Consider the following 25,140-nt stretch of genomic DNA (forward strand, 5'->3'; position numbering starts at 1 on the left):
ATCTACCAGCCGGACAAGGTCGACGCGGCCCTGTCCAACTACTTCCGGCCCGGCAACCTCACCGCCCTGCGCGAGCTGGCGCTGCTGTGGGTGGCCGACCGGGTCGACGCGTACCTGAACGCCTACCGCAGCGAGCACCGGGTCTCCAGGATCTGGGGCTCCCGTGAGCGGATCGTGGTCGGGCTGACCGGCGGTCCCGAGGGGCGCACGCTGATCCGGCGCGCCGCCCGGCTCGCCGAGAAGGGTGCCGGCGGCGAGGTGCTCGCCGTGTACATAGCCCGCAGCGACGGGCTGACCGCGGCCTCCCCGAAGGAGCTGGCCCTCCAGCGCACCCTCGTGGAGGACCTCGGCGGCACCTTCCACCACGTGGTCGGCGACGACATACCGGCCGCCCTGCTGGACTTCGCGCGCGGCGTCAACGCCACCCAGATCGTGCTCGGCTCCTCGCGCCGCAAGGCCTGGCAGTACGTGTTCGGGCCCGGCGTCGGCGCCACCGTCGCCCGGGACTCCGGCCCCGACCTCGACGTTCACATCGTCACCCACGACGAGGTCGCCAAGGGCCGCGGTCTGCCCGTGGCCCGGGGCGCCCGGCTCGGGCGGGCCCGGATCATCTGGGGCTGGCTGGCCGGGCTCGGCGGTCCCGCCGTGCTCGCACTGGTGCTCAACGCCGTCGACGTCGGCCTCGCCAACGACATGCTGCTGTTCCTGGGCGTCACGGTCGCGGCGGCCCTGCTCGGCGGCCTGCTGCCCGCGCTGACCTCGGTGGCCTTCGGCTCGCTGCTGCTGAACTACTACTACACACCGCCGCTGCACAGGTGGACCATCGCCGACCCGAAGAACATCGTCGCCATAGTGATCTTCCTGTGCGTCGCGGTGTCGGTGGCCTCCGTCGTGGACCTCGCCGCCCGGCGCACCCACCAGGCGGCCCGGCTGCGCGCCGAGTCGGAGATCCTCTCCTTCCTCGCCGGGAACGTGCTGCGCGGCGAGACCAGCCTGGAGGAGCTGCTGGAGCGGGTCCGGGAGACCTTCGGGATGGAGTCGGCCGCGCTGCTGGAGCGGGCGAGCGACGTCGATCCGTGGACCTGCGCGGGGCGCGCCGGGTTCGGGCGCCCGCTGGAGCGGCCCGAGGACGCCGACGTCGACATGCCGGTCGGCGACCACATGGCGCTCGCGCTGACCGGCAGGGTGTTGCCCGCCGAGGACCGCCGGGTGCTCGCCGCCTTCGCCGCGCAGGCCGCCGTGGCCCTGGACCGCCGGCGCCTGCGGGAGGAGGCCGATCAGGCCCGCGCGCTCGCCGAGGGCAACCGCATCCGCACCGCCCTGCTGGCCGCCGTCAGCCACGATCTGCGCACCCCGCTGGCCGGCATCAAGGCCGCCGTGTCCTCGCTGCGCTCCGACGACGTGGCCTGGTCCGAGGAGGACCGGGCGGAGCTGCTGGAGGGCATCGAGGAGGGCGCCGACCGCCTCGACCACCTGGTCGGGAACCTGCTGGACATGTCCCGCCTGCAGACCGGCACGGTCACCCCGCTCATCCGGGAGATCGACGTGGACGAGGTCGTCCCGATGGCCCTCGGAGGCGTACCCGAGGACAGCGTCGAGCTGGACGTGCCCGAGACCCTGCCCATGGTCGGGGTCGACCCCGGGCTGCTGGAGCGGTCCGTGGCCAACCTGGTGGAGAACGCCGTCAAGTACAGCCCGCGCGGGCAGCGGGTGCTGGTCTCCGCGAGTGCCATAGCCGACCGGGTCGAGGTGCGCGTGGTGGACCGCGGGCCGGGCGTGCCGGACGAGGCGAAGGACCGGATATTCGAACCGTTCCAGCGCTACGGTGACGCCCCGCGCGGCGCCGGGGTCGGCCTCGGTCTCGCCGTCGCCCGGGGCTTCGCGGAGGCCATGGGCGGCACCCTCAACGCCGAGGACACGCCGGGCGGCGGACTCACCATGGTCCTCAGCCTCCGTGCGGCAGGATCGCGTCCCGAATCGCCCGACCTGGGCGGGGACCTCGCAGAACCAGAAAGGCAGACCCTATGACCCGGGTGCTCGTGGTCGACGACGAGCCGCAGATCGTGCGCGCCCTCGTGATCAACCTCAAGGCACGCAAGTACGAGGTCGACGCGGCCGCCGACGGCCGTACCGCCCTCGAACTCGCCGCCTCCCGCCACCCCGACGTCGTCGTGCTCGACCTGGGCCTGCCCGACATGGACGGCGTCGAGGTGATCAAGGGCCTGCGCGGCTGGACCCGCGTGCCGATCCTGGTGCTGTCCGCCCGGCACTCCTCCGACGAGAAGGTCGAGGCGCTGGACGCGGGCGCCGACGACTACGTCACCAAGCCCTTCGGCATGGACGAGCTGCTGGCCCGGCTGCGGGCTTCCGTGCGCCGGGCCGAGCCGGTCGGACCCGGCGACGACGACCTGACGACCGTGGAGACCGAGGGCTTCACCGTCGACCTCGCCGCCAAGAAGGTCAACCGCGCGGGCAAGGACGTACGGCTCACACCCACCGAGTGGCACCTGCTGGAGGTCCTGGTCCGCAACACCGGCCGCCTGGTCAGTCAGAAGCAGCTGCTCCAGGAGGTGTGGGGCCCGTCGTACGGCACCGAGACCAACTACCTGCGCGTGTACATGGCCCAGCTGCGCAGGAAGCTGGAGACGGATCCCTCGCACCCGAAGCACTTCATCACGGAGCCGGGAATGGGATACCGGTTCGAGAAGTGAGCTGGGCTACGGCGGTGTCGGTGTGCCCCGGTACGCTTCAGGTATGAGTGCTGTTCCCCGTTCCGAGAAGCCGGCCGGCCGGTTCCGCCGCATGCTCGACCGGCTTTCCTCGTCGCAGGAGGACCTGGAGTCCGCGGAGCTGCGGGAAGACGCCGAGAACACGGGCTGCACCAGGATCGGCGACTGCCAGGACCGGCAGATCGTCACCGTAACTGGTACCTTGCGCACGGTCACCCTGCGTCCGCGCGCCGGAGTCCCGGCCCTGGAGGCCGAGCTGTTCGACGGCTCCGCGGCGCTGGACGTGGTGTGGCTCGGCAGGCGTTCCATCGTGGGCATAGAACCGGGACGCAAGCTGATCGCATCGGGCCGGATCTCGATGAGCCGGGGCCGCCGGGTGCTGTTCAACCCCAAGTACGAACTGCGACCCCTCGGACGGGAGTAGCCGGTGACGTCCCTCGACAAGCCGACCGAAGAAGCCGGTCAGGCGCGGACCGACGACGCCCGGGCGGTGACCGAGGCCGTGCTGTTCGAGGCGTTCGGCGGGGTCCGCGGCATGGTCGAGACGGTCGTGCCGGGCCTGCTCTTCGTCGCGATCTTCACGGTCAACAAGGACCTGCACCTGTCGGCGATCGCCGCGCTGGCCGTCTCCCTGGTGCTGGTCGTGGTCCGGCTGGCCATGAAGGACACCGTCAAGCACGCTTTCAGCGGCGTCTTCGGGGTGGCCTTCGGTGTCGTCTTCGCGATGTTCACCGGCAACGCCAAGGACTTCTACCTCCCCGGCATGCTCTACACGCTGGGCCTGGCGCTGGCGTACATCGTCACGACCCTCGCGGGCGTGCCCCTGATCGGCCTGATCCTGGGCCCGGTCTTCAAGGAGAACCTCTCCTGGCGCGCCCGTAACCCCGGCCGCAAGAAGGCCTACGCGAAGGCGAGTTGGGCCTGGGGCCTGATCCTGCTCGCCAAGTGCGCGATCCTCTTCCCGCTCTACTGGTGGTCCGACACCACCAAGCTCGGCTGGGTCCTGGTCGCCCTGAAGATCCCGCCGTTCCTGCTGGCGGTCTGGCTCACCTGGGTCTTCCTCGCGAAGGCGCCCGCGCCGATCGACGTGTTCGCGGAGATGGAGGCGGAGGAGAAGGCGGCCGAAGAGGCGAAGGCCGCCGCGGAGTCGGCCGGCCGGCACCGCAGGGAGCCGTAGACAGGCGTCGTACGACGAGGAGGGGCGCCCTTGGCATCAAGGGCGCCCCTCCTCGCGGCCTCAGCCTTCTTCCCGCCGCACCGACAGCAGCTCCTCCAGCTGCTCCTCCCGGGCCTGGGCGGCCACGAAGAGGAGTTCGTCGCCCGGCTCCAGGGAGTCCTCCTTGGACGGGGTCAGCACGCGTGTGCCGCGGATGATCGTGACCAGGGAGGTGTCCTCGGGCCACTGGACGTCGCCGACCTGGGTGCCGGCCAGGGCCGACTCCTCGGGCAGGGTCAGCTCGACGAGGTTGGCGTCGCCGTGGCTGAAGCGGAGCAGCCGGACCAGGTCGCCGACGCTCACCGCCTCCTCGACCAGGGCGGACATCAGGCGCGGGGTGGAGACGGCGACGTCCACGCCCCAGGCCTCGTTGAACAGCCACTCGTTCTTGGGGTTGTTGACACGGGCGACGACGCGCGGGACGCCGTACTCCGTCTTGGCGAGCAGCGAGACCACCAGGTTGACCTTGTCGTCGCCGGTCGCGGCGATGACGACGTTGCAGCGCTGCAGCGCCGCCTCGTCCAGGGACGTGATCTCACAGGCGTCGGCCAGCAGCCACTCCGCCTGCGGCACCCGCTCCACCGAGATGGCGGTCGGGGCCTTGTCGACGAGCAGGACCTCGTGGCCGTTCTCCAGCAGCTCGCCCGCGATCGAGCGGCCGACCGCGCCGGCTCCGGCAATGGCGACCCTCATCAGTGACCGCCCTCCTCTTCCGGGCCCTGGGCGAACGACGCCTCGACCTTGTCCACGTCGTCCGTCCGCATCATCACGTGCACGAGGTCGCCCTCCTGCAGCACCGTCTGGGAGGTCGGCAGGATCGCCTCGCCCAGGCGGGTCAGGAACGCCACGCGGACGCCCGTCTCCTCCTGCAGCTTGCTGATCTTGTGGCCGACCCACTTCGGGGAGGCGTGCACCTCGGCGAGCTGCACCCCGCCGGTGGGGTCGCGCCAGAGCGGCTCGGCGCCCGACGGCAGCAGCCGGCGCAGCATCTGGTCGGCGGTCCAGCGGACCGTCGCCACGGTGGGGATGCCCAGGCGCTGGTAGACCTCGGCACGGCGGGGGTCGTAGATCCGGGCCGCCACGTTCTCCACGCCGAACATCTCACGGGCCACGCGGGCGGAGATGATGTTGGAGTTGTCACCGCTGGAGACGGCGGCGAAGGCGCCGGCCTCCTCGATGCCCGCCTCGCGCAGGGTGTCCTGGTCGAAGCCGACGCCGGTGACCCGGCGGCCACCGAAACCGGGGCCGAGCCGACGGAAGGCGGTGGGGTCCTGGTCGATCACGGCGACCGTGTGGCCCTGTTGCTCCAGGGTCTGGGCGAGAGCGGAACCCACTCTTCCGCAGCCCATGATGACGATGTGCACGACCGTCCTTCCGGTGTCCAAAGTTACTGCTCAGCATCAGGGTCTCAGACCGACGCCCAAAGCTACACAGCGGCGCCACGGCGTGGGCACCCCCGTGCGCAGGTCCGCCATGATCACCGTCCGCGATCACGCGGTGCGCAGACCGATGGTCCCGCGTGCGGGTCGGCGATGGCTCGTGCGGTGGTCGGCGATCACTCGTGCGCGTCAGTGTTCCGCGTCGGCGATCACCGGGCGCGGGCGCCGGCGCGTGATGCTGCGCACGCTGCACAGGGTCAGGATTCCGAGGCCGAGGAGGGCGACCATCGCCCCGATCAGCTCCGCGGTCGCGGGCATGGCACCTCCGAAGTGCGACGACAGTGCGATGACAGACGGGATGTGACATCTAGGCACGGGGAGCGCGCGGACCACGGAATCCGCACTCCCGTGCACCCGTGATTTCACTCGTGAGGCAGATCTCGCACGCCGGGTGGGCGGCTGCCTGTTCGAAGGCCTACGATCCTCTGTCGTGTCCAAACTGACCGACGTGCCCAAACGGATCCTGATCGGGCGCGCACTGCGCAGTGACCGGCTGGGCGAAACGCTCCTGCCGAAGCGCATCGCACTCCCCGTCTTCGCCTCCGACCCGCTCTCCTCCGTCGCCTACGCGCCGGGGGAGGTGTTGCTGGTCCTGTCCATCGCGGGCGTGTCGGCCTACCACTTCAGCCCCTGGATCGCCCTCGCGGTCATCGTGCTGATGTTCACCGTGGTCGCCTCCTACCGCCAGAACGTCCACGCGTACCCGAGCGGCGGCGGCGACTACGAGGTCGCCACCACCAACCTGGGTCCCAAGGCCGGCCTGACCGTCGCCAGCGCCCTGCTCGTCGACTACGTCCTGACCGTCGCCGTCTCCATCGCCTCCGGCATCGAGAACCTCGGCTCCGCGGTCCCGTTCGTGGTCCAGCACAAGGTGCTGTGCGCGATCGCCGTGATCGTGCTGCTGACGCTGATGAACCTGCGTGGCGTGAAGGAGTCGGGCAAGCTCTTCGCCATACCGACGTACGTCTTCGTCGGCGGCGTCTTCGTCATGATCGCGTGGGGTGCCTTCCGGGGTCTGGTCCTCGGCGACGCCATGCGCGCGCCGACGGCCGACTACCACATCAAGGCCGAGCATCAGGGCCTGGCGGGCTTCGCGCTCGTCTTCCTGCTCCTGCGCGCCTTCTCCTCCGGCTGTGCCGCGCTGACCGGCGTGGAGGCCATCTCCAACGGCGTCCCGGCCTTCCGCAAGCCGAAGTCGAAGAACGCGGCGACCACGCTCGCGATGATGGGCCTGCTGGCCGTCACGATGTTCTGCGGCATCATCGCCCTCGCCATGACGACCAAGGTCCACATGGCCGAGAACCCGGCGACCGACCTGCTCCACAACGGCGTCGGCCTCGGCTCCGGCTACGTCCAGAACCCGGTGATCTCCCAGGTCGCCGAGGCGGTCTTCGGCAAGGGCAGCTTCCTGTTCGTCGTCCTCGCGGCGGCCACGGCCCTGGTGCTCTTCCTGGCGGCGAACACGGCGTACAACGGCTTCCCGCTGCTCGGCTCGATCCTCGCCCAGGACCGCTACCTCCCGCGCCAGCTGCACACCCGCGGCGACCGCCTCGCCTTCTCCAACGGCATCGTGCTGCTCGCGGGCGCGGCGGCCCTGCTGACGATCATCTACGGCGCGGACTCCACGCGGCTGATCCAGCTGTACATCGTCGGCGTGTTCGTGTCCTTCACGCTCAGCCAGACCGGCATGGTCCGGCACTGGAACCGCCACCTTGCGGTCGAGAAGGACCAGGCCAAGCGCCGCCACATGATGCGCTCGCGCGCGATCAACGCGTTCGGCGCCTTCTTCACCGGCCTGGTGCTCGTCGTTGTCCTGGTCACCAAGTTCACGCACGGAGCCTGGGTCGCCCTGATGGGCATGTGCATGTTCTACGCGACGATGACCGCGATCCGGAAGCACTACGACCGCGTGGCCGAGGAGATCGCCGCCCCGGAGGGCCCGGCCGACGACAGTGTGCGCCCCTCCCGTGTCCACTCGGTGGTGCTGATCTCGAAGATCCACCGCCCGACGCTGCGCGCCCTGGCCTATGCCGAGCTGATGCGCTCGGACACCCTGGAGGCGCTCACGGTCAACGTCGACGCGGCGGAGACCAGGGCGCTGCGCGAGGAGTGGGAACGGCGCGGCATCGACGTACCGCTGAAGGTCCTGGACTCGCCGTACCGCGAGGTGACCCGTCCGGTGATCGAGTACGTGAAGAGCCTGCGCGCGGAGTCGCCGCGCGACGCGGTGTCGGTGATCATCCCCGAGTACGTGGTCGGCCACTGGTACGAGCATCTGCTGCACAACCAGAGCGCCCTGCGTCTGAAGGGCCGTCTGCTCTTCACGCCCGGCGTGATGGTCACCTCCGTCCCCTACCAGCTGGCGTCCTCCGAGGCGGCCAAGCTGCGCGCCCGCAAGCGGCAGGAGTGGCACGCGCCCGGCGCGGTGCGGCGGGGGCCTGCGGCGGAGCGGGCCAAGGAGCCGTCGGCGAGCAAGGAGCCTTCGGCGGCGAAGGACTGATCCCGGGGTTCGGCCTGTGGTGAGCGGCCGGGCAGCAGCCACGTAGACTGGTGGGCTGTTGTCCGGCCGTTTCCCGTTCTCGATCTGGAGTCACCCCACCATGCAGGCAGAACCGACGAAGTCTCTGGTGGGCGAGGAGTACGAGGTCGAGATCGGCCCCGTCGCCCACGGCGGCCACTGCATCGCCCGTACGGCAGAGGGCCAGGTGCTGTTCGTCCGGCACGCGCTGCCGGGCGAGCGGGTGGTGGCCAAGGTGACCGAGGGCGAGGAGGGAGCCCGCTTCCTGCGCGCGGACGCCGTACGGATCCTGGAGCCCTCCAAGGACCGCGTCGAGGCCCCCTGCCCCTTCGCCGGCCCCGGCCGCTGCGGCGGCTGCGACTGGCAGCACGCCAAGCCGGGTGCCCAGCGCCGGCTCAAGGGCGAGGTGATCGCCGAGCAGCTCAAGCGGCTCGCGGGCCTCACGCCCGAGGAGGCCGGCTGGGACGGCACGGTGATGCCGGCGGAGGGCGACAAGGTGCCGGCGGGCGAGGTCCCGCAGTGGCGCACACGCGTGCAGTACGCGGTGGACCCCTCGACCGGCAGGGCGGGCCTGCGCCGCCACCGCTCGCACGAGGTCGAGGAGATCGACCACTGCATGATCGCGGCGGCCGGGGTGTCCGAGCTGGGCATCGAACGGCGGGACTGGACCGGCATGGAGTCGGTGGAGGCGATCGCGGCGACGGGTTCCCAGGACCGCCAGGTCATCCTGACCCCGCGCCCGGGCGCCCGCCTTCCCCTGGTGGAACTGGACAAGCCGGTCTCGGTCCTCCGGGTGGACGAGAAGTCGGGCGGCGTGCACCGCGTCCACGGCCGCCCCTTCGTCCGTGAACGCGCGGACGGGCGCACCTACCGTGTCGGAAACGGCGGCTTCTGGCAGGTCCACCCGAAGGCGGCGGACACGCTGGTGACGGCGGTCATGCAGGGCCTGCTGCCCCGCAAGGGCGAGACGGCCCTCGACCTCTACTGCGGAGTGGGGTTGTTCGCGGGGGCGTTGGCCGACCGCCTCGGCGAGAACGGCGCGGTCCTCGGCATCGAGTCCGGCAAACGAGCCGTCGAGGACGCCCGCCACAACCTCGCCGACTTCCCCCGCGTCCGCATCGAACAGGGCAAGGTCGAATCGGTCCTCCCGCGCACGGGCATCACCGAGGTCGACCTCATCGTCCTCGACCCGCCCCGGGCCGGCGCGGGCCGCAACACGGTCGCCCACCTGGCATCCCTGGGCGCCCGCCGCATCGCGTACGTCGCCTGCGACCCCGCTGCGCTGGCTCGTGATCTGGCGTACTTCCGGGAGGGCGGGTACCGGGTGCGGACGCTTCGGGCGTTCGATCTCTTTCCGATGACGCATCACGTGGAGTGTGTCGCGATCCTTGAGCCTGCCGGAAAGGGCTCCTGACCTGCTGTTTTAGGTGGTGTGCGTTATGTGCGGTGTGGGCGTTACGGGCGATATCTTGACGCACGTTTGACGCATGCGGCGCATGTTCGACGCACGTTTGACGCACGTTCTGACGAGTGATCAGGTACGGAAAAGCCGCCTGCCGACCCATCCTCGGACGGGTTGGCAGGCGGCTCTCCTCCTTGATCTCGGTGGCGGATTAGTTGCCCGGTGTGCCTCTGTGTGTTGGTCGCGGACGTCGCCAAGGCTGGCGGTCTGCAGACCGTACGGGGTGCCTCTGGTTGGGCGGGTTCCTGCGGTTTCACGGCCGAGCCGTGAGCCCGAGGAGAGTTCGAGCAGAGACCTCCTTCTCGGAGGTGGTCGGCAGTTCTGCGGAGCAGTCGTGTGGCCCGCTCGTGCATCGGAACGGTGTGAAGCGGACCCTTTACGGGTGCAACTTGATCGTCTCCTGTGGCCACGGCCCGAGGTGGCCGGCGTGATCCGCACCGACGTCCAGAAGGGCTCCATTAAGGCCGAGGTCATCTCCTTCGCCAGCCTGGTCGAGGCCGGCTCAGTCGCCGAGGCCGAGCAAGGGGTGAGACCGTATGGAGGGCAAGGGCTACGTCATGCAGGACGCAGACGTAGCGGAGTTCCGCTTCGATGTGTAGCGGGCGAAGTACCACCACGTCGCTGATCTGGCAGATGCGCAGGTCAGAAGGGGCCGATTCTCCGGGGGTGGGCCTCTAGATTTTTGTCCCGGAGCGCGGCGCGACTGATCTGCGTGGCTGGCGACTTCACCCGCTACGACCTCCATGCCGTGCGCGAGCACCGGCGCAGCATCGACCTGGTCCGCTACCGCCTGTACGGTGAAGAACACCTCGGCCTGGAGACCGTGGCCTCTGTCACCGGGCAGCCCGTGGACACTCGGGCCGGAAGCCGCATGGCGGGATCTCCACATGCGCGCGAGGGCGCGGGCGCGATCGAGGAGCTGGCAGAGGCGCTCGACGAGGTCCTGCGTGGCCTGGGCGACGACGTGATCTCCGTGCAGCGCCGGCAGTACCGCGCCCTTCGGCGTCTGCGGAACTTCGCATGCGTGTGCACCCCGCAGCAGGCCAAGGTGCTGGTGTACCTCAAGGCGGATCCCACACAGGTGGAGCTGGTGCCGGGGTTCACCCGTGATGTCAAAGGGCTTGGACACCACGGTACGGGGGACCTGGAGGTCCAGCTGCGTACGGACCGGGATTTGGAGTGGGCCGTAGACCTGTTCCGCCTCGGCTACGCCGCGGCGTAGCCGACTGCAGCCAAGTGGACGGCACGGCGAGTTATTCGGTTGTAAGTGGTGGTCGTGCGCTGTCCTTCCGGAGGGGGTGGTTGAAAGAGGCGGTGGACCATCAATAGTGCGGCGGAGCCCCGGTTTCGCTAACCGGGACTCCACCGCTATATTGCGCGCCTTGACACACCGTGCGTTCGGCGGGCGATTTTGGGTATCGAAGAGGCGGTCCGACTGATGTGGGCAGTGGAGGGCGCTTAGCACGTGTGCGTCGTACCCGGCCACGGACCGCCTCTCGATGGGTCTGCCGAGCTGGAGATCCGGCTGTCGCGGGGCGGTACTGCGCCTCGATTTCGTGCTGCACCACGACCAGAAGGAATCCGCCCCATGACCGACATCGGCCAGCGCAGTGCATGGGCTAGCGTCCGCAACGGTTGAAGAGTTGGTTCTGATCCAACACGCCAAGCCAGGTTGGTATCCGTACTCGTGACGTCGACGGCGGAGTGGAAGCCGAGGATGCCACTGTCGAGGCGGCCCGCCATCGCAAGGTGTTCGAGGATCTCGGCGGCACGGTGGAGTGCGCTGAACTCGTCTGCCTGATCACCGGCGAGCTGGACAGCGCTATCGACATTGCCGTCAATACATGGACAATCCTCTCCTTTTGCAATGGATGGCTCTGTGTGGCGTGAGCGGCGATCTCTGCCGTGCGGTTGGCCTCGTTCTCCCCCGTGGCTACTGGGAGATCCATCGGTAGGCCGCCTCCAGGGCGAAGCGCATAAGTCCGGAGCAGATACCTCGGAGTACCGACTCTGTGTAGTGAGGCCGCCGGTCTCGTAGTTGGGGCGACACCGACTCCTCAGCGCTCAGTTCCTTCCCGACAGACTGTTCCTGCCGATTACGTCGGCTCTGACCGCGATGACCCACTTGGCTCTCCTAGGATCCCGGCGCCGGCTGCTTCGCCCGGCGTGCATGGAGCCATGTGTCCACCTTCCAGGAGGTTTCCAGCGAGCCCTCTCCCCTCCTGCGACAGGCAAGTACCCTGCTCAGGGCACCGGTTGGGTGTCTTCCAGTGGAGCCCAAGACTGGAAGAGATCGAGGAGGGCATGTTGAGCGGCGCTGTCGAGCGGTTCACTACTGAGCTAAAGATCCTGTATGGAGCGGCAGGCGAACCAACGCTGAGTCAACTCGTCCGACTGGGCATGCAGCAACGTCCTCCGATCAAGATTTCGGACTCCACCATCAATACCTGGCTCAACGCAGGGCATATCCCAAGCCCCGGTATCAAGGAGAATTACTTCCGTGTACTCGTCTCTTTTCTGCAAGGGCGAGCGGAAAAGAAAGGCCACCAGCGCCGCTCAGAGGCTGCCTGGCTACACCTGCTGCACTCAGCTCGCGAGGAGAAGTCCGCTCGGAGGGGAGGGCGACCATCGCAGAGCGCCGACGTACCGCAGCTCCAGCTAAAGAGCCCACGTACACCGAATAACCTGCCACCACGCGTAGTTGGCTTTGTCGGTCGCACAAACTACTTGACGCTGCTACTAGATCAGCTTGATCCCCGTAATTCAGAAGACTCCGAACGCGTGACTACGGTGCTCTCAGGTATGGGCGGGGCGGGAAAGACCTCACTTGCGATTGAAGCGGCCTATAAGGCACTAGCGCTTGAGTGGTTCTCCGGAGGGATTCTCTTCCTGGATATGCGCGGGTATAGCAGTAACGATAGCGACTTGACTCCAGAGAGTGCGGCTGCGCAGCTGCTGCGACTGGCTGGCGTACCGGAAGACGACATTCCTCACTCCGACGCATCAGTGCTCGATATGTGGCGATCTCTCACGGACTCGCGGAGTCGACAAGGGCTCCCACTTCTTGTGATCCTCGACAATGTCTACGCAACCAGCCAGATCGCTGCTCTCATCCCCTCTTCCGCGTCGCATCGAGTGCTGATTACCACTCGGCGCCTTCTCGCGTCCATAGCTGGTCGGCAATTGGAGCTGGACCAGCTTGCTGAACCCGAATCTATTGAGCTGATTAACCAGTCGCTGCGTATTGCTCGGCCGCACGATTCCCGAATCACTGATAGTCCACAGGAAACAGCCCAGATCGCCTCGCTCTGCGGAGGACTCCCTCTAGCCCTGCAAATCGTTTCCGCCCTCTTGAAGATTGAGCCCTTCCGCCCGCTGGTCAGTCTAATTGAAGAACTGAGCGAGGCTCGAAGCCTTCTTGATTCCCTGGAACACGATGAGGCTGACTCTCTAGGTAATCCCCTGGCAGTGCGAGCAGCTTTCGCGCTATCCTATCGTCGGCTCACGGAAGCGGAAGCCCGTGCCTTTCGGCTGCTCGCGCTGGCACCCGGACCTGACTTCTCGTTGGAGACGGCTTGCGTCTTGCTGGAATCAAAACGCCCCGAAGCCCGTCGATCGATCCGGAAACTATTGGCCGCGCACCTGCTGCTCAACCAGGACTCAGAGCGCTGGACGATGCACGACCTCATCAGGCTGTATGCTGCGGAGAAATCGGATGAAGCGGTCCATAATCCGGAGGCTTCGGCTGCAGTTCATCGGGTCCTGCTCCACTTTCTTGAAGTAATTGAGGAAGCTGACCAGCAAATTCGCTGGTCGGAAGAAGACCCGGCGACCGAGCGTTTTGCCTCAAGGGGCGAGGCTTGGCAGTGGCTAGATTCCGAGCACCTCGCCCTTGCAGCGGCTGTACCTTATGCCTATAGGGCAGAGGTGGATGCCGTATCTGTCGGAATAGCTGTAAAGTTGAGTACATATTTCGAGAAAAGGCCACACGCCGACTGGGGTGAGGTATTCGACTTTGCGCTCAAGGCCGCCCGTCGACTTGGTAACCCCGGGGTCACTGCAGAGGTTCTTTCCGCCCTCGGTGGGTTGCATAGCGCTGCACATCAGCCAGACAGTGCCTTCGCTTGTCATCGCGAGTCCCTGAGGATCATCGAGGAGGCTGGAGGGCACCCTAGTGAAGCTTCCATCCTCAACTCGGCCGGTACATCGCTGATGGAGTTGGGTAGAATTGACGAAGCCCTGCTGTACTTCAATAGGTCTCTAGTCGAATATCGGCATAACAAAGATCTTCGTGGCGAAGGTATAGTCATCCATAATCTCGCTAGTCTCCTTCGAGAGGTGGGAGATTATGAGTCGGCCCTGTGGTATCTGGAACGAGATCGGCAGATCTGCGTCAGCCTGGGCGACCGGGCCGGGGAAGGGCAAACCCTCAATACTCTCGGATGTACGTTTTTCGATCTCAGGAGATATGAAGAAGCTGCATCGAGTTTTCGACTTTCCTTGCAGATTTCCCGTGAGCTTTGTGATGTCATCCGAGAAGGGGAAACGCTAAAAAATCTTGCGAATGCGTATGCAGATCTGGGGGAGCGTGCAGAGGCGCTCAAGCTTTACCACGAAGCCTTGCATATTCAACGTGCTAGCGGTGACCGATACCGAGAAGGGGAGACGTTGATGAATCTCGGCACCTTTTATGAGGAAACAGGGGAGATTGGTCTCGTCATCAAATGCCTGGACGAGGCAGCTACCATTTTTCAGCAGATCGGCGAGAAGGACGGGTATCGGGCAGCGCGACGCTGGCTACAAGACGCTCGGACTCGCAGTCCTTTCCACCGGAACTGACCGTTCGATCCTTCCTCGGATAGTCCGGGCGCGGATGGCCTACTGCCCCGATCATGTGTGTGCCACTTGCCTACTCGTTGGCGTGGTCGTGTGGAGGCGCCAGCCGCGGGCGCCGCCCTGCTGGCAGACGGTCGCACGGGGGAGGCCCGGGTGACGGAGAGGACATCGTGGCCAGCGTGAGGGTGGCTTCCCACGGCGGTCGCTTGTCCCGAGCCGTAATGCCAGTCAGCCTTCCTCATGCGGAGCGGCTCCGAGTACGCGCCACACGTATTGAACTCCAGCGATCGCTTGCGGGGATGCCATCCGTGGTCGTAAACGGCCACGGTGATCTCGCCGCCGTTGAGCGGCCCACCCTCTAACCAAGGTCATGTCCACGCCGTGAGCAACGGGGGCGCCTGGATGGCCGTCAGGCTGCCGCGAAGCGTGATCCCAACAGGCGAGGATCCGCTGCCTCCAAGACGTTGATCCATGGCGCTCTGTCGTCCGTAGCCAACTGGGACCTGCGGTTGGCCGGGTTACCGGCGCGGTGGTCACGTAAGGTTCGGTGCTGTCGCATGCTGGCCTGTTCGTGGAATCAGGGGACGCCGATGACACAGCAGCTTTGGAGCAGCCAGAGGCATCGGACCGCCATTGGGCGTGTCGGCCTCTCGCTACCGGCCCGCCGTGCAGTCGGCGATCTCCAGGTGGAACCGAACACGATAGTGCTGGACTACGGGTGCGGACGTGGCGGCGATGTACGGGCACTGCAGCACCTCGGTATTGATGCCACAGGATGGGACCCGGTGCATTTCCCGGATGGGCGACGTGAGCCTGCCGAGGTGGTCCTTCTTACCTATGTCCTGAACGTCATTGAGAACCCCGCCGAACGACGAGAGACGCTCCTGCGTGCCTGGGAACTCACCAAGGCCGTGCTCGTGGTGTCCGCCCGGTTGAGGTGGGAGCGCAACCAGATCAAAGGCACGGAGTACGGCGACGGCATCCTCACTCAGCGCCGCACCTTCCAGCACCTCTACGCCGCCGGCGAGCTGCGCGACTACGTCGAGGAAGCAACCGGAGTCCGCTGCGTGTCGGCGGCGCCGGGCATCGTCTATGCCTTCAAGGACGATGCGGCCCGTCTCAGCTACCTCGCCCGTCAGGTCGCCCCTAACGGGGGATGGCTGGCCTCTGAGGACACCGCCTCGGCGATCACCTCGGTCGTCGCCCACCTCGAACAGCGCGGCCGGATGCCTCAGCTTGAGGAAATGCCACAGCCGATCATCAGCCTCCTCGGCCACCTGCGCCCCGCTGAACTGAAGCGCCTTGCCGAGCAGGAAGCCGACCCCGCGAAGGTGGAGCGGAGCGCCGAACACGGAGCCCTCGACACACTGTTGTTCCTCGCGCTGGAGCTGTTCCATGGCCGAGGCCCCGTGAGCAGTCTGCCACTGCCGGTTCAACTGGACATCCGTGCTTTCTTTCCCTCATACGCCGAGGCATGCCAGCGAGCCGATCGGCTGCTGTTCAAGCTGCGCGACGACGCTTACGTCCGTCGCGCGATGAACGGATCGATCGCCGGCAAATTCACCGCGACCGCCCTGTACGTGCACCGCCGGGCACTCCACCGGATCCCGGCCGTGCTACGCCTGTACGAGCAGTGCGCGAGCATCGCTGCCGGCCGCCCTGGCGAGTGGTCCGTCGTCAAGCTCCGCCACCAGGGCCGCGGTGTCAGCTGGCTCGACTACCCCGAGTTCGACACGGATCCCCACCCGCGTATCGCGGCCTCGTACGCCGTCGACCTGAAGACCCTCAAGTCCTCCTTCACCTCGTACGCGGACTCCACTAACCGTCCCCTGCTACACCGTAAGCACGAGTTCCTTGCCGAGGACGATCCCGACGCACCCAAGTACCGGAGGCTCACGGACGCCGAGGTGCGCGCCGGCCTCTACGAGAGTCCACACCGGATCGGCACGGAAGAGGGCTGGGAACGCGAACTCGTACGATGCGGGCGCGAGTTGCGAGGCCACCGGCTCGTACGGCGCACCACCAGCACCTGAGCGTCGCACCGGCTCTCGGCACCGGGGCGATTGTCAGTGCCGTGTGCCACGCTCCACTCATGACCACTACCCGGATGGAGGGCTCCTGCCTGCCCTCATACCGCACGCTGTCAACGCTCGCGCTGTCCGAGCCAGAGGACCACGTCCGTGAACTCGCCGACTGGGTGGAGCATGCCTCCACCGTCACCGGAGTCCCCGGGGCGCAGAACAGCTGGGACACGGCCTACAAGTGGCTGCGCCTTGCCCAGGGCCTGCGCACGGTGACGTTCGACATGTCGTACGACGACGGCGGCATGTGCTCGGCGGGCCTCGACTTCGACGCCGTGTGGACCGAAATGATGGAGGAGTGGCAGCAGCACCAGGTCCGTCTCGGCTACCTGCGCGCGGCACTCGAAGGATTCGTCCGGCTGCTGTACTCGGACACCGTAGAGCCTGGGCTGGCCGTCGAGGCCGCTGAGCAGCAGCTGCACCACCACGTCGGTGCATGGCCGGTGCATGCTCACGCGGTCGCCGACCATCTGCGGACGCATGCGCCGGTCGGTGTATCCGGCGCCGGCACGTCGGTGGCGGCAGCGGTGACTCAGGCGATTGCCCTGCACGAGATCGCCGTCCGGGGCCGTGCGCCTATCCCCGAGCCGGGCAGCGACGCGGACGGGAACGTCTTTCCCACGGGGCACGCCGAGGTCTGCGCGGTCAAGGAAGCCTCCACGGTAATGCTGCTGGGGATGCAGCTGCTGATGGCGGCAGCGGTGAAGGAGGACCGCGTCGCTGTCTTCGACGACAAGTACCTTCTCGACGGTATGTGGATTCCCGACGCCTCAGGCGGCAGCCGCTGGGTGGATGAAGAGATGCCCTACGGCGAGTACCTCGCCGTTCTCCACCTTCACCCCGGCGAACCGCCCGAGCTCTGATTCCGCCACCTGCAGTGCCCGCGGCGGCCACGCCGGCAGCCCAGGAGTGAACGACGGATGGGCCCGAAGCCATGGCTTTGAGCCCACCCGTCGTGGCCTGCTCGGCACGTATCAGGTCATGCACCAGCCGGAGTCGCATGCCCCCTCATCCTCATCGGCGTCACCTTCCCCCGGACTCTCATCGGGGATGGCTTGCGTGAGGGGGATCCCGTACCTCGTGAGATACACGGCATCCCGCCCGAGTGCGGTCCGCCGTCGGTTGATCGTCTCCTCCAGCCGGACCGACTGAGCGAACAACTCGGGTTCGTGCCGACGCTGGTGGCGCCAAGCGTCGACGGTGCGGAAGGGGCAGAAGAAGCAGGAGCTCTTGGGCGGTACCGGCAGGCCGGCCTCGGCGATGATGCGCTCGCAGTCGTCCCGGCGGAGCCCGAGGTCGAGGAGGGGGTATTCGATGACCTCGTGGGCTTCTCTCCGCCGGCGGTTGGCGCGATGGATTTCGTCGAGCGATATGCCGATACCCACCACAGCCGGGTGATCTGTGGTGGCTCCGTTCTCCCGAAGCCACCGTCCGATCACCTTGATCTTGAAGTCGGCCGTGCAGTTCCGTCGACCCGGAGCACCGTTAGCCATGCGCACCGGGATGGGGATCGAGCGGGTGTCCGGCCGGTTCAGACGCTGCATGAGCGTTTCAGTGGCTCCGTCGCGCCGACGCCGCTTGAGCTCGTGCACCTCAATTCCTGCGCGGACGGCGTACGGGACGGCGATCTTGCGTACGTAAGCGAGCGTTGCAGGGTGCTCGCTGTCGTCCCCCACATTGGCGAAGAGGAAGGTGCGAAAGTCGATCTCTCCCCGGGCGGCCAGCACGAGCAGCGCCGTTGACTGAACCCCGCCGCCGTAGGAGACGACCTTCATGGTGCGGCCGCTCGGCCGGTGTTCGGGATCGGAGGAAACGGCTTGAGGCGCGGAATGGGTTGGGTCGGCGTAGTGGGCTCCAGCGGCATGCGGCAAGATCGACATGTGAGAGATAATATGGATGAGGAGCTAGGTGATCAAGTGTTTCTCTCACGGCTGTCGGCGAACGCAGCAGGCAGCCAACTGGGCGCTGGTCCTGTAGGGCTGCGCTGAGTGGGTGGTGAAGTTAGCTAGGGCTGAGGCTTGATGACGACGGAATAGCCCTGAGCCAGAATCGATGTGAGGAACTCGCCGGCGGCAGTGTGGTCGGCGCTGGTGAATGTCCGTGCGGCAGGCACTGGTTCTCGCGTCGGGCGCGCGGCGGGGGCGCTGGTCCTGCGACCGCGAGGTTTCTGGGGAGCGCGCCGACCCTCGCGGAGCAACGTAATCTCGGAGGAGACCGTGGTCCGCTCCCGCTGCCGCGCATCCTCCAGGATGGTCTCCAGGAGCCACAACGGCGAGCCGGAGAGGACCAGGTCGGCCTCGGCGATCTGGTGGCGGTTGCGCCATCGGGAGATCGTCTGCCGGTCACAGGCGAGGATGCGGGCTACCTCCTGGATGCCGAGGATGGTAGGCAGGTGCTGCTTGTCCGTGACCGCGTGGCCATGGGGGATGTCGGCCTTATATGCGGCCAGCCGTTCCTGGGCGATTTGGCGGTCGCCTACTCCACCGAGTCGCAGCACTGTGGCCAACAGCCAGTAAGGATTCCCGGAGGCCAGCAGATCGGGCGTGGGCAACGTCCCATCGGTCCGCCACTTCTGCGATGTCTGCCGCTCGATGCCGAAGAGGGCGGCGATCTCCGCGTGACCGAGCAGATATGGCACGCTTCCCGCCGCCATGCCCTCTACCCTCTCTGTCGTCGCAGTGGCTGCCGAAGGTCTGCCGCATTGCGTCAGCCTGCCCCAAGATATCGCGAGCGTAGGCCCCGTATGTTGGAGCCGCCCTCGGCGCCCGTCAGGCACCGAGGGCGGCTCCCGTCGCCTACCGTGGCGTCTCAAGCCGTCAGATGATCTGCTTCCCCTGCCTGATCTCCCACGGTCCGGTCGGTACGAAGTGGACCTCGTCGAAGTACCGTAGCCACTCGGCGATGGTCTCGACGGTGCGCTGAGCCTGCTCTTCTGTGTAGGCGCCGCTCGTGACTAGCTCGTCCTTCGCGTCATCCAGGCTTAGACGGCCGGCCTCGTTCAGCTCGCGGAGTTCCGGCAGTTCGTGGAGGCGGGCACGGATGGCGACCGCGAACTCCTGCTCGGACAGGCCGGGCGAGATGTCGAGCTCGGCGAGATCACGGAGTACACCGGCGAGGACGTCCTTGCCGATGTTGCGGTGCCGCCCGCAATACACCCGGTACAGACGTTCCGGGCGTCGTGTCTCGGGCAGCCAGCGGGCAGCCCGGGTCTGCTGCCCGGGGATCACGATTCTGGGGGCGTCCTCGTCACCCTGGAGAAGCTCTGCCTGCTCACGTAGTTGCTGCGCTAGCTCGAGCGTTGCTGGCACCGCGCTCTGATCGATTGCGGCGAGCACTCGCCGCACTGCCGGGTGCGCGGTTTCAGTCTCCAGGAGCAGCTCGATGTTGGCCTCTGGGACGAGACCGGTCGCCTTCCCGGTGAGGTTGGCTGAGCCGACCAGGCAGCGGGTGTCGGCGGCGTATAGCTTGGCGTGCAGGTTGTGGCACAGCCGTATGCGGACCCGTCCGTCATCGACGGCAAGTTGCATGATCTCAGGGTCCGAGACGCCGGCGGCAATCTCCGTGACGGACCACCGGGTTACGCAGCTTATGTCGGTGACGCTGGCGGGGATGGCCTCGAGCGCTGCCTGAAACAGGTTCTTCTTGATGAAGGGGGCGACGATGACGACGCGCTGTCTCGCTTTTCGCAGAAGCTGCTCGATCTGCTGCCAGACGTGATCGTCCGTCACTCGTCATCCTCGTCATCAGGTGCGAGGAACTCACGGGCGATACGGCCCCAGTCCTGCCGCATCTGCTTGGCTCGAGCGCGGGGCCTGTCGGGCTGCTCGTCTTCGTAGCGGGCCCACGACAGCAGTAGGAGCTTGAACGCGTTGGCGGCAGCGACGAGCCGTTCGCCGAGCTCTTCCCGGCTGGCATCGTCGAGGTCCTGGTCGAGAACAGCGATGAGGTCGCTGTAGGCCGGGTGGTCCATATTGAGCGAGACCTGCAACACGCCCGGGATGAATTCGACGTTGAAGAACGCGGGCGAGTCGGGGTTTCGGCTGGTGAGGAGCTGGACGTGGCGGTTGTTAGCCTTGGTCTCCGCGATGATGCGCTCGGCGTCGGCTGGGGTGTATTTGTGGACGTTGACGAGGCTTTCCAGCTGCTGCTGTTGGCTCTCTTCCTCGGTCGTCTGCTCCGCAAGCTGGTCGGTGAAGCTCGGCTGGGTCTCCTCTCGCCGGCGCCGCAGGGCGTGCTCGGCCTTCGCCTCGACCTCCTCGTGCCGCTTTCTGTTGGACCTGGTCCCGCGGGTCTGATCGGTCAGGTGGGCGCGTAGGTTGCCGAGCAGCTTCTCGCGGATGTAGTAGACGATCTCGATCAAAGGCAGGCGGCGGTCGCCCTCTTCGCGGAGCTGGTCACGGAATTCTTCGAACGAAAGCCCTGCCGCCTCCTCCCTCCAGTTGAAGCTGGACAGGCTGGAGAAGATCGTGGCGGCCTGCTTGTTGTTCGTTACGCCGAACACCTCGTCGAGTTGAGGCGGGAAGTCGATTTCGACACCCCACCATCGCTCGACTGGGTCGTAGGAGTTGGTCCAGCTTGAGTCGAGGTCGAGCTCGCGATCCGCCCGGATGAGAGAGATTCCCAAGTTCTTGGCGGCGTGCTTACCCCATTCCGTCCTGCCAGGGTCGAGAGTGGGTGAGACCTCCTTGGGCCACTCCTCATTGGAGATGTCGGGGCGCCGAGCAGCGTCGACAGCAAGGGATGCTCGCACCAAGACGGGGTACTCCGCGCCGTCCATGCCCTTGACCATGAACCGCTCGACGCCGATCTCGCCAGCGTTGCCGCCTCCATGGGGGCGGAACATGGGCTTGATGTCGAACGGGGGCGGCGTGGAACTCGGCACCGTGAGATAGAGCGGATCGTTGGGACGTGCGTCGCGCTCCCCCTCGAGCGGGAACCATCCCCGCACGGGCACGAGTCGGATGCGCGTTCCTTTGGTGATCAGACGTCGATAGATCCGGCCGATGAGGCTCTCGGTGTTGGCGAGCGTCGCCTCAGCTCCGCGCCATTGCACGCGCTCGAGCTGCGTCCACTGCACCAGGGTGCCCGTGGGGCCGAGAGCATGCGACAGGCGTTGCCAGTCTTCCGGGACTGGTTCGGCCTTGGGCTCGGGCACCTCTTCGAGGCCGGCGCGCAGTTCCGCGAGATCGAGGTAGGTGTGGAGAGCGTTGTCGGGTCCGTTGATCCACGACCAGACGTCCACGCGATCACACTGGGAGATGCTGGAGTTGGGGAGGCCGACTCCGAAGCGCCCGATGCCTTTGCGGTGTTGTCGCGTCCCGGCGCCGAAGCGCAGGGATTGCCTGAGCGTCTCGGCGTCCATCCCATGGCCGTTGTCAACGACGGCTATCGTCTCCACGCGGTGCCGAGCACGCTCGGAGGGTCGGTCTGTCCCCTCGACGACGAAAAGCTCAACGAGGTTGGCGCCAGCCTCGATGCCGTTGTCGATCAGCTCAGCGATGGCGTGGGCGGTCGATTTGTAGCCGCTGTCCTGTAGAGCCTTGACCGTCAGGTCGGACGTGACGATCGAGTACTTGGATGTCATCGGGCCTTCCATACGTCTTCCCAGTTCGTGAACGCCTCCGCCACGTCTCCGAAACCAGGCAGCTCCGGGTCGACGACGGTGACTACTTCGCAGGTGGGGGTGCCGCCCGCCTTCGGCCCTCGGATGACGCGGCCCACCATCTGGCTGTAGAGCACCAGGGAACGGGTGGGGCGAGCGATGACTGTGGCACTTGCAGCAGGTGCATCGAAGCCGGTTGTGAGCACTCCGAAATTGGACAGGATCATGGGCCGCGTCCCTGGCCCTTTGAATCGGCTGATCACCCGGTCCCGGTGACGGGCAGACGATTCTGCCGTGACTTGGTCCGCGTCCATCCCGAGCATGGACAAAAGCGCTGTGATCAGCCGACTGTGCTCTACGGAAGCAGCGAACAGTAGGACGCGTCGGTGCTGCGCAGTCAAGTCGAGGGCAGTGCGGACGACTTGTAGGTTCCACTGCACGTTCTCGGCGAGCCGATCGATGAACAGGTCCGGTACGTCGAACGACGCTGAGAGATGCCTCCGGTCCTGAGCACTGAGCTTCATGCCAGACTCCGCCGCGACGGTGCGGAAGGTCGGGCGGGCCAGGTAGCCCTGCTCGATGAGCGCGGTGACGGGGTTGTCATACCCTTCAATCTCCAGCATGACCTTCTGACGGGCGAAGAGGTCCGCGAGCCTCTCGTCCTCAGTGATGTCGGCCCAAGTACGACCAGGCGTGGCGGTTAGGCCCAGCAGGCTGGAGTCGCTCCGCAGTGTCAGCGCGTCGAGGACCCTGCGGTAGGTGGGGGCGATCGCTTGATGCGTCTCGTCGAAGACGGTCAGGGTTGTCCGCACGGCCAGGCGGTCTAGGAAGGTTTGATCGGCCTTGGCTGCGGCGCCGGCCTTGTCGAGGCCCAGGATGACGATGCCGTCGGTGATGCCGTCCAGATCGGTCGGGGCGTCGCCCCACATCCGCACGACTGTGACTTCTCTGTTGCCGAGGGCTGCCCAAGCGCGCTCGAATTCCAGCGCTGCCTGCTCGAGCAGCTCTTGGCCTCGGGCCAGCCAGACGACCACCGTCGGTTCGTTATGCCGTAGGTGGTCGCAGACCAGGTCCATGCCAGTGCGGGTCTTGCCGCCTCCGGTGGGCAGGTGGAGCACGGTCCGCCGCTCCCCGGAGTACAGCAGACGGCGCACCTTGCTCGCCGCGGTCCGCTGATACGGGAAGAGGCCGTAGGCCGACTCCACACGCCGGAGCGAGGACACAGGAGCCTCGGGTGCGCGTTCGACCACCAGGCCGAGGAAACCGTGAAAGGTTCTGCGCTGCTCGGGGGACCAGGGTAGGCGCGCTAGAAACGTGGCCGCAGGGGTGCTGCCGGCGCGACCTAGCCGTCCTGCGAGTTCCTCCTGCTTTCCCGGCGGCAGCAGTCGCAGCAGTTGTGCGCGTTCGTCGGGATCAGCTACGAGCCGTTCGACGGAGACTGCGGAGGCGGCCACTGCACGAAGGGCATCGTCGTCCGCCTTGCTACCCTTCAACAGCTCCAGCAGCTCACATACGTGCTCGCCTACCAAGTGCCGCACGTAATCGATCGGGGCCAGGTCGAGGATGGCCCGGAACGCCATACCGGGCGAGTCGATCACGTCGCCCCCTCCCGCATGCCCGGCCGCGAGAGGCCCCCCTGAGCGAAGTGCAACCGTCCTACCCTCCCCTAGATGCCGCCGTGTTCGACTTCTCACCTGCATATGTGGTGCCAGTCGAGTTAACCCTAGACCTCCGTACCGACAACGTGGGCTGCTACGGCTGATTTTGCGTTCAGTCCCGGCCGTGCACGCACGCAACCTCCTGCCAGGCTGCGCAGGCGGCAGGGGTAGATCTAGGATCGAACATATGTTCGCATTTGTTGGGTGGCCCACACCCGTGGCGTGCCAAAGCTTGACTTTGGTCTCCTCCGCCTCCGGGGGCGGCTAGGATCTCAGTGCACTCCTGGCGGAAGAAGAAGCTCCGACGAGCGAGGGCGCCAGGAATGAGCTTAGGTCCGTTGCACGAGGGGGCAGATATGGCGGAGCAGCCCGAAGGGGTCGACATGATCTACCTCGACTACAACGCCACCGCGCCACTGCGCCCGGAGGCGCTCGACGCTACCTTCGCCGCACTCGGGAGTGTCGGCAACGCCTCAAGCATGCATCATGCCGGGCGCGATGCCGCCTCCCGGGTAGATTTGGCGCGCCGTCAACTCGCCGCGCTTCTCAACTGCTCTGCTGGGGAGATCATCTTCACCTCCGGTGCAACGGAGGCCAATAACCTCGCCCTTCGCGCGGCATACGCCCGCGGTGGCGTACTGGTGACCACTGCGGTAGAACACCCGGCCGTGCTCGAGGTGGCCCGAGCGATCACTGACGGAACCCCCGACGCCCTCGTGATCCTGCCGGTGGACGGAGACGGCGTTGTCGACCTGGCGCAGCTGGACGAGGCGCTGGAGGAGACTGGTGAGCGCGGAGCCGCCCTGGTCTCGGTGATGCTCGCGAACAACGAGACCGGAGTCCTCACCGACCTGCAGCCCGTCATCAAGGCCGCGCACGCCGCCGGGGCAGTGGTACACACCGACGCCACACAATACGTGGGCCGGCTGCCGGTCGACCTCGACGAGCTGGACGTCGACCTGCTCTCCTTGTCCGCCCACAAGTTCGGTGGACCGCAGGGCGTAGGTGCCCTGTTCGTTCGCCGCGGCATCTCGTTGCCGTACCACCCCCTCCTGATCGGCGGAGGGCAGGAACGCGGCTGGCGTGCGGGCACGCTCAACGTCGCAGGCATCGTCGGACTCGGGGCAGCCGCCGAAGCCGCCCGCCTTAAGATGCAGGACGAGGCCGCTCGGATCACCGCGCTCCGCGACGTGCTGGAAGCCGACCTGTTGGCCCGGGTGCCTGGCTGCCGGATCAATGGTTCCAACGCGCCTCGGCTTCCAGGTGTGATCAGCGTCACTTTTCCGGGGGTGCCTGCCGACGCCGTGCTGGCTGCAATGCCTGAGGTTGCGGCCTCGGATGGTAGCGCCTGCGCTTCGGGGGCGCCAAGCCCGAGTCATGTCCTGCTCGCCATGGGCCGTAGCCGTGAGGAGGCGGACTCCACCGTCCGGTTCTCACTCGGTTACGCCACCACGTACCGAGACATTGAGCGAGGCATGGAAGCCGTCGTGGATGCAGTTGCGAAGATCCGCTCGGTGATGGCTACCGACGCCGAACCGTAAGCAGCGCTCGGCGCTGACCCCCTGCTCCCCGTGAGCTCCACGAACCTGGAAAGGCCCC

General features: G+C 66.7%; 19 protein-coding genes and 2 pseudogenes. 13 read left to right on the forward strand and 8 right to left on the reverse strand.

Features of this window, described 5'->3' with window-relative positions:
- The 4 genes from ACH47Z_RS28050 to ACH47Z_RS28065 form a co-directional block, all read left to right on the forward strand.
- Positions 1-2,028: ATP-binding protein (locus ACH47Z_RS28050; protein WP_399078398.1), on the forward strand; the 2,028-nt coding region annotated here is incomplete at its 5' end.
- Positions 2,025-2,711 carry a response regulator gene (locus ACH47Z_RS28055; protein ID WP_399078400.1) on the forward strand — a complete coding sequence of 229 codons (687 nt, stop codon included), beginning with the start codon at positions 2,025-2,027 and terminating at the stop codon, positions 2,709-2,711. The genes ACH47Z_RS28050 and ACH47Z_RS28055, both read left to right, overlap by 4 nt.
- Positions 2,712-2,754: 43 nt before the next feature.
- A complete protein-coding gene (locus ACH47Z_RS28060; protein ID WP_399078402.1) occupies positions 2,755-3,153 on the forward strand; it encodes an OB-fold nucleic acid binding domain-containing protein in 399 nt (132 codons plus the stop codon).
- Positions 3,154-3,156: 3 nt separating this feature from the next.
- Entirely contained in the window at positions 3,157-3,906 is a 750-nt protein-coding gene (locus tag ACH47Z_RS28065) for a DUF3159 domain-containing protein (protein ID WP_399078404.1), read from the forward strand.
- 60 nt (positions 3,907-3,966) lie between these two features.
- Here ACH47Z_RS28065 and ACH47Z_RS28070 read toward each other — a convergent pair whose 3' ends face one another.
- From ACH47Z_RS28070 to ACH47Z_RS28080, 3 genes are all read right to left on the reverse strand, one after another.
- Complete coding sequence (locus tag ACH47Z_RS28070) at positions 3,967-4,638, reverse strand: potassium channel family protein (protein ID WP_399078406.1); 672 nt, start codon at positions 4,636-4,638, stop codon at positions 3,967-3,969.
- Complete coding sequence (locus ACH47Z_RS28075; RefSeq protein ID WP_225102029.1) at positions 4,638-5,309, reverse strand: TrkA family potassium uptake protein; 672 nt, start codon at positions 5,307-5,309, stop codon at positions 4,638-4,640. Before ACH47Z_RS28075 ends, ACH47Z_RS28070 begins: the two co-directional genes overlap by 1 nt.
- A gap of 204 nt (positions 5,310-5,513) precedes the next feature.
- Positions 5,514-5,642 (reverse strand): hypothetical protein, encoded by a 129-nt coding sequence (locus ACH47Z_RS28080; RefSeq protein ID WP_399078408.1) that lies wholly within the window; start codon positions 5,640-5,642, stop codon positions 5,514-5,516.
- A gap of 172 nt (positions 5,643-5,814) precedes the next feature.
- Here ACH47Z_RS28080 and ACH47Z_RS28085 point away from each other — a divergent pair, with 172 nt between their 5' ends.
- The 8 genes and pseudogenes from ACH47Z_RS28085 to ACH47Z_RS28120 all read left to right on the forward strand — a co-directional run bounded on the left by ACH47Z_RS28085 (position 5,815) and on the right by ACH47Z_RS28120 (position 17,144).
- Positions 5,815-7,884, forward strand: coding sequence for an APC family permease (locus tag ACH47Z_RS28085; protein ID WP_399078411.1), 2,070 nt, complete (start codon positions 5,815-5,817; stop codon positions 7,882-7,884).
- Positions 7,885-7,984: 100 nt separating this feature from the next.
- On the forward strand, positions 7,985-9,316 hold the full coding sequence (locus ACH47Z_RS28090) for a class I SAM-dependent RNA methyltransferase (protein WP_399078413.1): 1,332 nt from the start codon (positions 7,985-7,987) through the stop codon (positions 9,314-9,316).
- 460 nt (positions 9,317-9,776) lie between these two features.
- Positions 9,777-9,963 (forward strand): annotated as a pseudogene (locus tag ACH47Z_RS28095) (DUF933 domain-containing protein); the annotation flags it as partial.
- 92 nt (positions 9,964-10,055) lie between these two features.
- Positions 10,056-10,586: pseudogene (locus ACH47Z_RS28100) on the forward strand (DUF5655 domain-containing protein); the annotation flags it as partial.
- A 482-nt stretch (positions 10,587-11,068) separates the two neighbouring features.
- Complete coding sequence (locus tag ACH47Z_RS28105; RefSeq protein WP_399078415.1) at positions 11,069-11,254, forward strand: hypothetical protein; 186 nt, start codon at positions 11,069-11,071, stop codon at positions 11,252-11,254.
- Positions 11,255-11,620: 366 nt separating this feature from the next.
- Complete coding sequence (locus ACH47Z_RS28110; protein WP_399078417.1) at positions 11,621-14,203, forward strand: ATP-binding protein; 2,583 nt, start codon at positions 11,621-11,623, stop codon at positions 14,201-14,203.
- A gap of 587 nt (positions 14,204-14,790) precedes the next feature.
- Positions 14,791-16,233, forward strand: coding sequence for a DNA phosphorothioation-associated putative methyltransferase (locus ACH47Z_RS28115; RefSeq protein WP_399078419.1), 1,443 nt, complete (start codon positions 14,791-14,793; stop codon positions 16,231-16,233).
- A gap of 59 nt (positions 16,234-16,292) precedes the next feature.
- Positions 16,293-17,144, forward strand: coding sequence for a hypothetical protein (locus ACH47Z_RS28120; protein ID WP_399078421.1), 852 nt, complete (start codon positions 16,293-16,295; stop codon positions 17,142-17,144).
- Between the two features lie 111 nt (positions 17,145-17,255).
- On the opposite strand, the gene ACH47Z_RS28125 is transcribed toward ACH47Z_RS28120, so the two are convergent.
- The 5 genes from ACH47Z_RS28125 to ACH47Z_RS28145 all read right to left on the reverse strand — a co-directional run bounded on the left by ACH47Z_RS28125 (position 17,256) and on the right by ACH47Z_RS28145 (position 23,481).
- Positions 17,256-18,056 carry a phosphoadenosine phosphosulfate reductase gene (locus ACH47Z_RS28125; RefSeq protein WP_399078819.1) on the reverse strand — a complete coding sequence of 267 codons (801 nt, stop codon included), beginning with the start codon at positions 18,054-18,056 and terminating at the stop codon, positions 17,256-17,258.
- A gap of 230 nt (positions 18,057-18,286) precedes the next feature.
- The gene (locus tag ACH47Z_RS28130) at positions 18,287-18,934 is read right to left on the reverse strand and encodes a hypothetical protein (protein WP_399078424.1); all 648 of its coding nucleotides are present in this window, start codon (positions 18,932-18,934) and stop codon (positions 18,287-18,289) included.
- Positions 18,935-19,097: 163 nt separating this feature from the next.
- Positions 19,098-20,009: a phospholipase D-like domain-containing protein gene (locus tag ACH47Z_RS28135; protein ID WP_399078426.1), complete on the reverse strand. Its 912-nt coding sequence runs from the start codon at positions 20,007-20,009 to the stop codon at positions 19,098-19,100.
- The gene (locus ACH47Z_RS28140) at positions 20,006-21,865 is read right to left on the reverse strand and encodes an ATP-binding protein (RefSeq protein ID WP_399078428.1); all 1,860 of its coding nucleotides are present in this window, start codon (positions 21,863-21,865) and stop codon (positions 20,006-20,008) included. Before ACH47Z_RS28140 ends, ACH47Z_RS28135 begins: the two co-directional genes overlap by 4 nt.
- Positions 21,862-23,481: a DEAD/DEAH box helicase gene (locus ACH47Z_RS28145; protein WP_399078431.1), complete on the reverse strand. Its 1,620-nt coding sequence runs from the start codon at positions 23,479-23,481 to the stop codon at positions 21,862-21,864. The genes ACH47Z_RS28140 and ACH47Z_RS28145 overlap by 4 nt, the downstream gene beginning before the upstream one ends.
- 443 nt (positions 23,482-23,924) lie before the next feature.
- Between ACH47Z_RS28145 and ACH47Z_RS28150 the strand changes: the two genes are divergently transcribed.
- Entirely contained in the window at positions 23,925-25,082 is a 1,158-nt protein-coding gene (locus tag ACH47Z_RS28150) for a cysteine desulfurase family protein (protein ID WP_399078433.1), read from the forward strand.
- The last annotated feature ends 58 nt before the right edge of the window (positions 25,083-25,140 follow it).

Origin of the sequence: Streptomyces sp. NPDC020192 (assembly GCF_044388685.1) — a bacterium.
In the GTDB taxonomy this organism is placed as follows: domain Bacteria; phylum Actinomycetota; class Actinomycetes; order Streptomycetales; family Streptomycetaceae; genus Streptomyces.

Coding starts and splice junctions, on each gene's coding strand:
- ACH47Z_RS28055 (WP_399078400.1), top strand. CDS start 2,025: ATGACCCGGGTGCTCGTGGTCGACGACGAGCCGCAGATCGTGCGCGCC.
- ACH47Z_RS28060 (WP_399078402.1), top strand. CDS start 2,755: ATGAGTGCTGTTCCCCGTTCCGAGAAGCCGGCCGGCCGGTTCCGCCGC.
- ACH47Z_RS28070 (WP_399078406.1), bottom strand. CDS start 4,638: ATGAGGGTCGCCATTGCCGGAGCCGGCGCGGTCGGCCGCTCGATCGCG.
- ACH47Z_RS28080 (WP_399078408.1), bottom strand. CDS start 5,642: ATGCCCGCGACCGCGGAGCTGATCGGGGCGATGGTCGCCCTCCTCGGC.
- ACH47Z_RS28090 (WP_399078413.1), top strand. CDS start 7,985: ATGCAGGCAGAACCGACGAAGTCTCTGGTGGGCGAGGAGTACGAGGTC.
- ACH47Z_RS28115 (WP_399078419.1), top strand. CDS start 14,791: ATGACACAGCAGCTTTGGAGCAGCCAGAGGCATCGGACCGCCATTGGG.
- ACH47Z_RS28120 (WP_399078421.1), top strand. CDS start 16,293: ATGACCACTACCCGGATGGAGGGCTCCTGCCTGCCCTCATACCGCACG.
- ACH47Z_RS28125 (WP_399078819.1), bottom strand. CDS start 18,056: ATGAAGGTCGTCTCCTACGGCGGCGGGGTTCAGTCAACGGCGCTGCTC.
- ACH47Z_RS28130 (WP_399078424.1), bottom strand. CDS start 18,934: ATGGCGGCGGGAAGCGTGCCATATCTGCTCGGTCACGCGGAGATCGCC.
- ACH47Z_RS28140 (WP_399078428.1), bottom strand. CDS start 21,865: ATGACATCCAAGTACTCGATCGTCACGTCCGACCTGACGGTCAAGGCT.
- ACH47Z_RS28150 (WP_399078433.1), top strand. CDS start 23,925: ATGATCTACCTCGACTACAACGCCACCGCGCCACTGCGCCCGGAGGCG.